This is a genomic window from Mongoliimonas terrestris, from assembly GCF_001927285.1.
In the GTDB taxonomy this organism is placed as follows: Bacteria; Pseudomonadota; Alphaproteobacteria; order Rhizobiales; family Pleomorphomonadaceae; genus Chthonobacter; species Chthonobacter terrestris.
Map to the genome: position 1 here is coordinate 105,977 of NZ_MSIG01000010.1, position 12,029 is coordinate 118,005.

Annotated in this window: 7 protein-coding genes; 4 read left to right on the forward strand and 3 right to left on the reverse strand. The window is 71.7% G+C overall.

What is annotated here, in order from left to right; genetic code table 11:
- Positions 1 to 82: 82 nt before the first annotated feature.
- Positions 83 to 3,382, reverse strand: a complete 3,300-nt coding sequence (locus BUQ68_RS15365; RefSeq protein WP_075216876.1) for a DEAD/DEAH box helicase — start codon at positions 3,380 to 3,382, stop codon at positions 83 to 85.
- 26 nt (positions 3,383 to 3,408) lie between these two features.
- On the opposite strand from BUQ68_RS15365, the gene BUQ68_RS15370 reads away from it, so the two are divergent.
- From BUQ68_RS15370 to BUQ68_RS15385, 4 genes are all read left to right on the forward strand, one after another.
- Complete coding sequence (locus BUQ68_RS15370; protein WP_083656611.1) at positions 3,409 to 4,008, forward strand: (2Fe-2S)-binding protein; 600 nt, start codon at positions 3,409 to 3,411, stop codon at positions 4,006 to 4,008.
- A 4-nt stretch (positions 4,009 to 4,012) separates the two neighbouring features.
- Positions 4,013 to 5,002, forward strand: coding sequence for an FAD binding domain-containing protein (locus BUQ68_RS15375; protein ID WP_075216878.1), 990 nt, complete (start codon positions 4,013 to 4,015; stop codon positions 5,000 to 5,002).
- Positions 4,999 to 7,152 (forward strand): xanthine dehydrogenase family protein molybdopterin-binding subunit, encoded by a 2,154-nt coding sequence (locus tag BUQ68_RS15380; protein WP_075216879.1) that lies wholly within the window; start codon positions 4,999 to 5,001, stop codon positions 7,150 to 7,152. Before BUQ68_RS15375 ends, BUQ68_RS15380 begins: the two co-directional genes overlap by 4 nt.
- Before the next feature lie 243 nt (positions 7,153 to 7,395).
- Positions 7,396 to 8,661, forward strand: coding sequence for a multidrug effflux MFS transporter (locus BUQ68_RS15385; protein WP_075216880.1), 1,266 nt, complete (start codon positions 7,396 to 7,398; stop codon positions 8,659 to 8,661).
- A gap of 6 nt (positions 8,662 to 8,667) precedes the next feature.
- Here BUQ68_RS15385 and BUQ68_RS15390 read toward each other — a convergent pair whose 3' ends face one another.
- Together BUQ68_RS15390 and BUQ68_RS15395 are read right to left on the reverse strand one after the other, a co-directional pair.
- A complete protein-coding gene (locus tag BUQ68_RS15390) occupies positions 8,668 to 9,210 on the reverse strand; it encodes a metallophosphoesterase family protein (RefSeq protein WP_075216881.1) in 543 nt (180 codons plus the stop codon).
- 13 nt (positions 9,211 to 9,223) lie between these two features.
- Positions 9,224 to 12,022 (reverse strand): [protein-PII] uridylyltransferase, encoded by a 2,799-nt coding sequence (locus BUQ68_RS15395; protein ID WP_075216882.1) that lies wholly within the window; start codon positions 12,020 to 12,022, stop codon positions 9,224 to 9,226.
- Positions 12,023 to 12,029 lie beyond the last annotated feature (7 nt).

A 12,029-nucleotide genomic window follows, 5' to 3' on the forward strand; every position in this document is an offset into this window, starting at 1 on the left:
ACAGATCAAGGGCGGCGCCTTCGCGGGCGCCGCCCTTTCTCATGGCGCCCTGTCCGGGCCCTTCGTGGATGACCCTCGAGACTCATCCGACAGCCTCCAACCGCTCTGCCAGCGTGGCGATTCGGGCGCTTTCCTCCTCGATGGCGATCCGGACGAGCACCCGGTCGTCTTTCGCCGCGACGAGCGGTTCGTCGAGATCGGCCGCAAGCGCGGTCGCCGCCTCGGCGTCCCCCAGCGTGCAGGCGAGCGCCTGCGGGCCGAGGTCGACGCGCCGGATGCCGAGGGCGCGCGCGACCACGCGCAGCCGCAGCACGGCGAGGAAGGCCTGCACCGGCGGCGGCGGCGCGCCGAAGCGGTCCTTCATCTCCTCGGCGAACGCCTCCACGCCGTCCGGATCGCCAAGCCGATAGGCCCGAGCGTAGAGGTCCAGGCGCACGTCCGGCTCCGGCACGAAGTCCGGCGGAATGCGGCCGAGGTCGACGCCCCGGATCTCCGGCGGCGGCGTCTCGTCCACCGCCGTGCCGGCTTCCCGCAGAAGCGCCCGCTCCAGCATGTGCCGGTAGAGACCGGCGCCGATCAGCTTCACATGGCCGGTCTGGTCCTCGCCGAAGAGGTCGCCGGCGCCGCGCTGGTCGAGGTCGGACGCCGCGATCGCGAAGCCCGCCCCCAGCTGGTCGAGCGCCACCAGGGTCGCCAGCCGCTTGGCCGTCGCCTCGGCGGGCGGCGCGTCCGGGTCGGTGAAGAGCAGCGCCACGCCGCGCCGGGTGCCGCGTCCCACGCGCCCGCGCAGCTGGTGCAGCTGGGCAAGGCCGAAGCGGTCCGCGTGCCAGAGCAGCATGGTGTTCACCCGCGGCATGTCGAGCCCGCTCTCCACGATGGACGTGGCGAGGAGCACGTCGCCCTCGCCGCGCCCGAAGGCGAGCAGCGTCCGGTCGATCACGTCGGCCGGCAGGCGGGCGTGGAGGACGGCGACGGCAAGGTCCGGCGCGATCGCGGCGAGCCGCGCCGCCATGGCGTCCAGATCCTCGATGCGCGGGCAGACGACGAAGCTCTGCCCCCGGCGGCGCGCTTCGGCGCGAAGCGCCTGGGCGGCCGCTTCGTCGCTCCACGGCAGCACGCGGGTGGCGATCGGCCGGCGGAGCGCCGGGGGCGTCGCCACCACGCTGATGTCGCTGAGGCCCGCAAGGGCGCCCTGCAGGGTGCGCGGAATGGGCGTCGCCGTCAGGGTGAGCACGTGCGCATCGGCGCCGAGCGCCCGAAGCGACGCCTTCTGGGCGGCCCCGAACCGCTGCTCCTCGTCGATCACCAGGAGGGCGAGGTCCGGGATGGAGACGCCCTTGGCGGCGACCGCGTGGGTGCCGACCACGACGCGGACCGACCCGTCGGCAAGTCCGGCGCGAACGGCCGCGCGCTCCTTCTCCGGCACGAAGCGGGAGAGGTGCCCGACCGTGATGCCGAGGCCGCGGAAGCGCTCCGCCACGGTCTGCATGTGCTGGCGCGCCAGCACCGTGGTCGGCGCCACCAGCGCCACCTGGTGGCCGGCGAGGGCCACGGCCGCGATGGCCCTAAGCGCCACCTCCGTCTTGCCGTAGCCGACGTCGCCGCAGACGAGCCGGTTCATCGGCCGCCCGGCGGCCAGATCGGCCAGCACCGCCTCGATGGCCCGGCCCTGGTCCGGCGTCTCCGCATAGCCGAAGCCGGCGGCGAAGCGCTCCATCCGGTCGGCCGGCGGGCGGATCGCCGGCGCCGCGCGCTCGGCCCGCTCCCGGGCCGCCGCCGCAAGCCGCGCCGCCGCCTCGCCGAGGGCAGCCTCCACCTTCGCGCGGCGCTTCGGCCAGGCGTCGCCGTCGAGCCGGTCGAGGGTCACGGCGTCCGGGTCGCCGCCATAGCGCCAGATCCGGTCCATCTCGGCGACCGGCACCATCAGCACCGCGCCGCCCGCATACTCCAGCCGGACGGTCTCGCCCCCTTCGCCGGCGACAGCCTCCAGGCCGCGGAGAATGCCGAGCCCGTGGTCCACGTGGATCACCGCGTCGCCGACCGCCAGACCGCCGTCGCTCATCAGCGCCTCGGCGGCCGTCTGATGGGCGGGTGCGCGGTGCGCGCGCCGCCCGAGCACGTCGGAGGCGGTGACGACGACAAGCCGCTCGCCGGCAAGACGCACGCCGGTCGGCAGGTCCGCCGCGATCCCCAGCAGCGAACCCGCCGGCGCCCGGAGCGCATCGCCCGCCGCGTCGACCGGCTCCGGCGTCCGGCCGAGACGCCTTGCGAGCGCCGTGCCGTCGCGCGGGTCGGCGGCGGCGATGAGCACCCGGTCGCCCGCCTGAAGCGCCGCGTCAACGTGGGTGCGAAAGGCCGCGGCGCCGCCACGCCTTGCCGCGAACAGCGGCACGGGTGCGGTGTCCCCGATGCCAAGATCCGTTGCCGCGGCGAGCACCCGTTCCGCCGTCGCCCGGTCGAGGAGCATGCGGCGCGCGCGGTGATCGTCCGCCGCCTGGTCGAGGATGGCCGCCGCCCGCCGGCGCGCGGCCGGCTCCACGAGAACCGCGGCGTCTCCCATCAGCGCGAACAAATCATCGAGCGTGCCGTAGAGCCCCGGCAGGTCGGCCTCCAGCGCCAGATCCCGCTCGCGTTCGGTGCCCGGTTCACCCGACTGAGGATCCGGTTCCGCGTCCGGCTCCACGGCTTCCGACGTCGGCCAGAGGTCCACGTACGCGATGCCGTTGGTGGTGGTGCGCTGGCTGAGCGGGTCGAAGCGGTGAATGGCGGTCACCCGGCCGTCCGCATGATCGAGCCGGAACGGCGCCGCCGCGTCGGCCGGATAGACGTCGATCACCTGGCCGCGGATCGCCACCTCGCCCGGCTCGTCCACCCGGTCGTCGAAGGCCCATCCGGTGCGCACGAGAAAACGCCGGAAGGCGGCAAGATCAAGCGGCGCGTCGACCGAGAGCGGGAAGACCGTTTCGGCGAGAAGCCGGGCGGGCGGCAGCCGCTGCAGCGCCGCGTCGGCGGTGGTGACCACGAGGCGCGGCTCAGGCGACCCGGACGCCAGCCGCCGGATCACCGCCACCCGCCGCCCCATGACGGCGCGCGACGGCGACACCGCCTCGCCAGGCGGCACGTCCCAGCGTGGCAGGAGCAGGATCTCGCCGACAGGCCCGAGGCCGGAGAGGGCGGCGGCGAGCGCGCTTGCCCGGCCCTCGTCGCCCATCAGCACCAGCCGGTCGCCCGCGGCGGGCTCGGCCGCCAGCCGGATCGCGACGGCGGCGATCGGGTCCGCGCTTCCGCCCGCGCGGGCCGGTGCGCCGGACGCCGGCGCGCTGGATGACGGCTCGGGCGTTCGGCCGGCCGGCCGCGTGGGATCGATGGTGCCGTCCGCCATAAGGGCCTCGCCGGTGGGTTGCCGGCATGGGGGCCTCGCCGGTGCGGTGGGGTGAACGTCCCTGCCGTCCGCCCGTTCCGCCGGAACCCACCCGGGTTCGACACGTTGAGAAGCAACCCAGCCGATCCAGCCAGGAGCCCGCCTTGCCCGTAGATTCTCCCGTCGTGCCGGTGGCCCTCACGGTCAACGGCAAGCCCGAGCGGCTTGAGGTCGACCCGCGCACCACGCTCCTCGACGCCCTCCGCGACCGGCTGCACCTTTCCGGCACCAAGAAGGGCTGCGGCCTTGGCCAGTGCGGCGCCTGCACCGTTCTGGTGGACGGCCGCCGGGTGGTCTCCTGCCTCACCCTGGCGGTGATGAACGACGGCGCATCGGTCACCACCATCGAGGGCCTCGGCACGCCGGACGCCCTCCACCCCATGCAGGCCGCCTTCGTCGCCTGCGACGCCTTCCAGTGCGGCTACTGCACGCCGGGGCAGATCCTTTCCGCCGTCGCCCTCATCGACGAGGGCCACGCCGGCAGCGACGAGGAGATCCGCGAGCATATGTCGGGCAACCTCTGCCGCTGCGGCGCCTACGCCAACATCGTCGAGGCGATCCGCACCGTCGCCGGCCAGGAGGGCTGATCCCATGCGCGCCTTCACCTACGAGCGCCTCGACGGCGACAGCGCCGCCCGGCGGCGGGCCGATACGACCGACAGCGCCTATGTGGCCGGCGGCACCGACCTCCTGCAGCTGATGCAGGAGGGCATCGCCGCCCCGCGCGCCCTCCTCGACGTGTCGCGCGTCGGCACAGACGGCGTCACCGCCGAACTCGACGGCATCCGGATCGGCGCCGGCACCCGGCTGACCGACGCGATCGAGGATCCGACCGTCGCCGCTCGCCTGCCGCTCGTCGCCGAGGCCCTGGCCGCCTCCGCCTCGCCGCAGGTGCGCAACATGGCGACCATCGGCGGCAACCTCCTGCAGCGCACCCGCTGCCTCTACTTCCGCGACGTGACGACGCCCTGCAACAAGCGCGAGCCCGGCTCCGGCTGTCCGGCGCAGGCGGGCGAGAATCGGCTGAACGCCATTCTCGGCGGCAGCGCCCACTGCATCGCCACCCATGCCTCGGACCTTGCCGTCGCCCTCGTGGCGCTCGACGCGGAGGTGATCGTGGAGCGGCGGAACGGCGAGCGCTCCATCCGCCTCGCCGACTTCTATCGCCTGCCCGGCGACACGCCGCACCGGGAGACGCACCTGGAACCGGGAGACCTCATCACCGCCGTCTTCGTGCCCATCGCGGCGACGGGGCTCTCCTCCCGCTACCTGAAGCTTCGCGACCGGGCCTCCTTCGAGTGGTCGCTGGTCTCCGCCGCCGTCGCCCTCAAGATCGACGACGGGGAAGTCACCGCCGCCCGAGTGGCGGCCGGCGGCGTCGGCACGGTGCCCTGGCGGCTGCCCATGGTGGAAGACCGGCTCCTCGGTCGCACGATCGACGTCGCCACGCTCCAGCTCGCCGCCGAGGCGGCGGCCGAGGGCGTCGACCCGCGCCCGGGCAACGCCTTCAAGGTCCCGCTGCTCGTCAACGCCGTGGCGCGCGCCCTCGCCGCCGTGGCCGATCAGGAACTTGCCCGATGAACGCTCCCGCCCTTTCCGCCGTGATCGGCCAGCCGGTGAGCCGGGTCGACGGTCCTGCCAAGGTCACCGGCACCGCCCGCTACGCGGCCGAGTTCGTGCCCGACGGCCTCGCCTACGCGTCCGTCGTCTCCGCCACCATCCCGCGCGGCCGCATCCGCGCGCTCGACACGTCCGCCGCGGAAGGGATGCCGGGCGTGCTCGCCGTCGTCAGCCACCGGAACGCGCCGAAGCTCCCCTACCTGGAGCGCGACCAGCGCCCGCCGGTGGATCCGAAGTCCGGCGACCAGCTGAGGATGTTCCAGGACGACAAGGTGCTGTTCAACGGCCAGCCGGTGGCCGTGGTGATCGCCGACAGCCAGCAGGAGGCGGATGCCGCCGCGCGCTGCATCGGCATCGCCTACGACGAGACCGAGCCGACCACCACCTTCGATCCGGGCCGGGGCCGGCCGCCGAGCGAGGAGACCGCCAAGGGCGGGCGGCCGGGCGCGGCCGGGCGCGGCGACGGCGCGGCGGGCCTTGCCGAGGCTGCGACGACGGTCGACGTCACCTACGTGCAGGCGCGCGAGCACCACAACGCCATCGAGCCGCACGCCACCATCGCCCAGTGGGATGGCGACAGCCTGACGCTCTACGACAAGTCCCAGTGGGTGCAGAACGTGGTGGTGGAGATCGCCCACGTGTTCGGCATCGAGGCGGGGAAGATCCGCGTGATCTCGCCCTTCGTCGGCGGCGCCTTCGGCTCGGCGCTCCGCACCTGGCCGCACGTGACCATCGCGGCGATCGCCGCGAAGATGACCGGCCGGCCAGTGCGGGTGGAGCTCAGCCGGCGGCAGCTCTATCACTCGGTCGGCTTCCGGCCGCACACCCTGCAGCGTGTCCGCCTCGGCGCCGCGCCGGACGGACGGCTGACCGCCATCCTCCAGGACGCCGCCGCCCAGGTGGCGACCTATGAGGAATATGCCGAGACGACGCTGCAGCCGGCCGAGACCACCTACAGCTGCCCGAACGTTGCGACCGCCTATCGTCTGGTGGAGATGGACACCAACTCGCCCTGTCCGATGCGCGGACCCGGCATCGTGACCGGCCTCTACGCGCTGGAGGCGGCGATGGACGAGCTCGCCGTCGCGCTCAACGTGGACCCGGTGGCGTTGCGCCTGAAGAACCACGCCGACATCAACGAGAAGACCGGCCTGCCCTGGTCGTCGAAGGCGCTGAAGGCCTGCTACGAGACGGCCGCCGAACGCTTCGGATGGGCCGACCGGATCGCCGCCCCGCGGTCGATGCGGATCGGCACCGACCTCGTCGGCTACGGCATGGCGACCGCCATCTACCACGCGGACCGGGCGCCGGCGGAGGCGGAGGTGATCCTCTTCGCCAACGGCACGGCGGTGGTCCGCACCGCCGCCTCGGACATGGGACCGGGCACCTATACGTCGATCACCCAGATCGCCGCCGACGAACTCGGCCTGCCGGTGGAGGCGATCCGGTTCGAACTCGGCGACAGCACCTTGCCGATGGCGCCGGTGCACGGCGGCTCGATCACCCTCGTCAGCGTCGGCAGCGCGGTCGCGGAGGCCTGCGCCGCGGTCCGGCAGAAGCTGGAGGCGCTGACGGGCGAGGGCTCGATCGCCGAGCGGCTGCGGGCGAACGGCCTCGACCGGCTCGCCGCGTCCGCCAAGGCGTCGCCCGGCGAGGAGACCAAGCGCTACGCCTCCTCGGCCTTCGGGGCGGTGTTCGTGGAGGTGCGCGTCGACGAGGGGCTCGGCACCCTCCGGGTCAAGCGGATGACCGGCGCCTACGACGTCGGCCGGGTGATCAACCCGAAGATCGCCCGCAGCCAGTGCATCGGCGGGATGATGGGCGGGCTCGGCATGGCGCTGATGGAAGCGGCGGAGTGGGATCCCCGGTTCGGCAAGGTGATGAACGCCAATCTGGCCGAATACCTGGTCCCGGTCTGCGCCGACACGCCGGCGCTCGACGTCACCTTCGTGCCGTCCGAGGACACGGTGCTCAATCCGCTCGGCGCCAAGGGCCTCGCCGAGATCGCCATCTGCGGCGTCGCCCCGGCGATCGCCAACGCGGTGTTCCACGCCACCGGACGGCGCCAGCGGCACATTCCGATCCGGCCGGAAGACCTGATCGGGACCTGATCGGCAAAGGCCCGCTCGGAACGCTCGATGAGGCGATGACGTCAGCCATCACCTTTCGGCGAGCGGCGCCGTTTCGTCACGCGAACGGGAGGCCGATGCGTTAGGGGAAGGCGGGCGGGAGCAGCTACACCCCCTTTTTCGGGATCGCCACAGCCCGCTCGCCGCTTCTTGCCCGCCCGGACACCGCCCTTTCGTGCCCGGGTCTTGCCTTGCCGCGCGGCCGCTGCCGCCGATGGACCCGACATGGACACCCGCACCGCCCCTCCTCGCCCCGCCGTGGCCACCGACCTGCGTTTTGCCGAGTTCGTCGGCATCGTCGCCCTGATGATGGGGCTGACGGCGCTCTCGATCGACTTCCTGCTGCCGGCCTTCCCGCCGATCGCGGACAGCTACGGCATCACCGACACCAACCAGCTCCAGTGGCTGGTCTACAGCTACATGATCGGCTTCGCCGTGATGCAGCTGGTCTACGGGCCGCTGTCGGACATCGTCGGGCGGCGGCCGGCGCTGATCGGCGGAACCCTCGTGTTTGCAGTGGGTTGCGTCCTCGCCCTGTTCGCGCCGAGCTTCGCCGTCCTCATCGCCGGCCGGGTGGTGCAGGGGATGGGCGCGGCGGCGGCGCGGGTGCTGGCCGTCTCCATCGTCCGCGACCGGTTCGGCGGACGCGACATGGCGCGGGTGATGTCCTTCGTGATGATGATCTTCATCACCGTGCCGATCTTCGCGCCGGCGCTCGGCGGGGTGGTGCTCCTCTTCGCCGACTGGCACATGATCTTCGCCGTGATGCTCGGCCTCGGCGCCGTCCTGATCGCCTGGTTCGGCCTCCGGATGCCGGAGACGCTTCACCCGGACTACAGAATGCCCTTCTCCGTCAAGCGCATAGCCGACGCTGCCGTCCAGACGGTGACGAACCGGACGGCGCTCGGCTATGCCACCGGCATGGGCCTGATGACCGGTTGCCTGATGGGCTACATCGGCTCGGCGCAGCAGATCTTCGAGACCGAGGTCTATGCGCTCGGGGCCTGGTTTCCGCTCGCCTTCGCCCTGGTGGCGGTCGCCATGGGGATCGCGGCTTTCCTGAATTCCCGTTTCGTTTCAAGGGTCGGCATGCGGCGGATGGCGCATGGGGCGCTGGTCGGCTATGTCGGCGTGGCGCTGCTCCAGGTGGTGCTGGCGCTCGCCTACGGGGGACATCCGCCGCTCGTGCTCTTCCTCGTCCTGATGGCGGCGAACAACTTCCTGTTCAGCCTGACCCTGCCGAACTTCAACGCCATGTCGATGGAGCCCCTGGGGGCGATCGCCGGCACCGCGTCCTCGCTGATCGGTTTCTACACGACGCTCGGCGGCGCCCTCCTCGGTCTCGTGGTCGGCCAGTCGTTCGACGGCACGGTGACGCCGCTCGCGACCGGCTTCCTGGTCCTCAGCGCGACCACGCTGGCGGTCGTGTTCTGGACCGAAAAGGGCCGTCTTTTCAAGCCTCAGACACCGATCGGCCCGACCGGCGCCTGACCGGTCTCAGGCCCCTTCCCCGGGCTCCGGCGGCGCCTTCGGGCGCCGTTTCGTCGCCCTCGCCTCGAGCATCTCGGCGAGGGTGACCGGGCGATATCCCCAGGCGTCGACGCCCACGTCGATCTGGCGCGGCACCGGCTTCAGCCGGCCGTGGCTGTGGCCATGGAGGTCGATGCAGCCCTTGCCCATCTTGTTCCAGGTGCGGAACGGATAGTGGCAGAGCACCAGCGGGATCCCGTCGATCTCCAGCTCCTTGTAGTGCTGAATGCTGGCGAAGTAGCCGGATGTCGTGGTCTCCGGACCGTCGTTGTTGCCTACAATCAGGTGTTTGTTGCCGTGTAGTGCGCCAAGTAGCCGGTCGACGTGCCCTGCCGGCCGGCCGAGCGCGAAATCCCCCAGATGCCAGACCGTGTCGTCCGGCGCCACCCGCTCGTTCCAGGCCTCGATGAGGGCGGCGTCGTGGGTGGCAAGGTCCGGATAGGGCCGCCGGTCGATCCGCAGCACCCGCGGGTCGGCGAAGTGGGTGTCGCTGGTGAACCAGACCGTCATGGCGCCCGACCGGTCAGCCTGCCCGACGGGCGGGCTTGGCCTCGGCGGCGTCGTCGAAGGCCTGCTTGATGCGGCGGCGGATGGTGGACTGGCGGCCGGTCGCCTGGATCTTCAGGTTGGTGAGATCGGTGACGTAGAAGACGTCCACCGCCCGCTCGCCGAAGGTCGCCACGTGGGCGGAGGCGATGTTGAGGTTGAGGTCCGACATCGCCCGGGTCAGGTCGTAGAGGAGGCCCGGCCGGTCGAGGCCGGAGACCTCGATGACGGTGAAGCGCTCCGAGAGGGTGTTGTCGAGGGTCACCTCGGTGGGAAGCTGGAAGGCCTTCGGAGCCTTCTTGGAGGCGACCCGCCGGGCGACCGCCTCCGGCAGGCGCTCGCGCCCTTCCAGGGTCGCCTCGATCAGGCTGCAGATGCGCTGGGCGCGCCGCTGCTCGTCGGCCTCGTCGGCGAACTCCCGGCCGATCACCATGGTGTCGAGGGCGAGGCCGTCGGTGGTGGTGAAGATCTGCGCGTCGACGATGTTGGACCCGGCGGCGGTGCAGGCGCCGGCGAGGGTGGAGAGGAGACGCGGGTGGTCGGGCGCCACCACGGTGATCTCCGTCACCCCCTCGAACGGCTTGGTCTGGAAGGCGGTGGCCAGCCGCCGGCCGGCGGCGTCGGTGCGGCGGAGGAGGTCGGCGTGGGCCACCTTGTCGGCGATGTCGACCCGCAGCCAGTAGGGCGGATAGTGCCGCTCGAAATAGCGGTCCCGCTCCGCCGCCGGCCAGTCGGCGAGCCGGGCGGCCAGTTCCCGCTGGGAGGCCGCCACCCGCTGGCTGCGGGAGAGCTGGGAATGGCCGCCGAGGAGATAGGGCTCGGTCTCGTAGTAGAGGGTGCGCAGCAACTGGCCCTTCCAGCCGTTCCAGACGCCCGGCCCCACCGCCCGGATGTCGGCGACGGTGAGGATGAGGAGGAGCTTCATCCGCTCCAGCGTCTGCACCACGGCGGCGAAGTCCCGGATGGTCTTGCGGTCGGCGAGGTCGCGCGACTGGGCCGTCATGGACATCACCAGGTGGTGCTCGACGAGCCAGGCGGCGAGTTCGATCTCGGTCGGGGAGAAGCCCATGCGGGCGCCGAGCTTGCGGGCGATGCGGGCGCCGGCGATCGAATGATCCTCCGGCCGGCCCTTGGCGATGTCGTGCAGGAAGAGCGCGAAGTAGAGCACCCGCCGGTGCTGCAGCGACTTCATCAGTTCGATGGAAAGCGGGTTCTTGTCCGCCTGCTCGCCGCGCTCGATGGAGGCGAGGATGCCGACGGCGCGGAGCGTGTGCTCGTCCACCGTGTAGTGGTGGTACATGTTGAACTGCATCATCGCCACGACCTTGCCGAAGTCCGGGATGAAGCGGCCGAGGACGCCGGTCTCGTTCATCACCCGGAGCACGGTCTCGGCGTGGTTCTTGGAGGTCAGCACCTCCAGGAAGAGGCGGTTGGCCTCCTCGTTGTCGCGAAGGGCGGCATCGACGAGGCGGAGCGACCGGGTGATCAGTTTGAGGGCGTCCGGGTGGAAGGCGAGCTCCTGCCGGTCGGCCACGTGGAAGATGCGGATCAGGTTGACCGGGTCGCGCTGAAACACGCCGTCGTCCGCCACCATCAGCCGGTCGTGGTCGACGATGAACTGCGGGAAGGACGCGATGGTCTTCTTCCGCCGCCGGCCGACCCGGCTCAGCATGCGGTCGAGCACCGGGATGGGCTTGGCGTGGGTTTCTTCGAGGGCGGCGCAGAAGATGCGGGTGAGGTCGCCCACGTCCTTGGCCACCAGGAAGTAGTGCTTCATGAAGCGCTCCACCGGGGAGAGGCCGGGGTGCTCCTGGTAGCCGAGAAGGGCGGCGATCTCCCGCTGCACGTCGAAGCCCAGGCGGTCGTCCGGCCGGCGGGTGAGGAAGTGCAGGTGGCAGCGCACCGCCCAGAGGAAGTCCTCGCACTTGTGGAAGCGGTTCATCTCGGCGCGGGAGAAGACGCCGAGGCGGACGAGGTCGTCGGTAGTCGGCACCTCGTAGAAGTATTTGGCGATCCAGAAGAGCGTATGGAGGTCGCGAAGGCTCCCCTTGCCCTCCTTCACATTCGGTTCGACCAGGTAGCGGGAGGCGCCCTGGCGCCGGTGGCGCTCGTCGCGCTCGGCGAGCTTGGCGAGGATGAACTCCGGCCCGGTGTCCTTGACCACCTCCGGCTGGAAACGGCGGACGAGATCGGCGTAGAGCGCCTCGTCGCCCCAGATCCAGCGGGCCTCCAGGATGGCGGTGCGGATCGTCATGTCGGAGCGGGAGAGGCGCACGCATTCGTCGATGCGCCGGGTGGCGTGGCCGACCTTGTAGCCGAGGTCCCAGAGCATGTAGAGCACGTACTCCACCACGCTCTCGCCCCAGGGGGTCTGCTTGTAGGGCAGCAGGAAGAGGAGGTCGAGGTCGGAGCCGGGGCCGAGGGTGCCGCGCCCGTAGCCGCCGACGGCCGCCACCGTCATGCGCTCCGAGGAGGACGGATTGTCCACCTTGAAGACCCGCTCCACCGCGTGGTCGTAGATGATGCGGATCAGCGTATCGACCATGTGGGACAGGCGGCGGGCGCAGAGGAGGCCGTGCCGGTCCTCGGTGAGGAGGACACGCGCCTTGTCGCGGCCGTCCTGCACCACCCGCTTCAGGACGGTGAGGATGGCCGGCCGGGGATCGGAGACCCGATGATCGCGGCGCGGTCCGGACGCTTCCTCGCAAAGGGCGGCGATCTCCTGCCGGATGCCGGCCTCGTCGATCAGGATGTCGATGTCGTGGGTCTTCGCCATGGGGGAA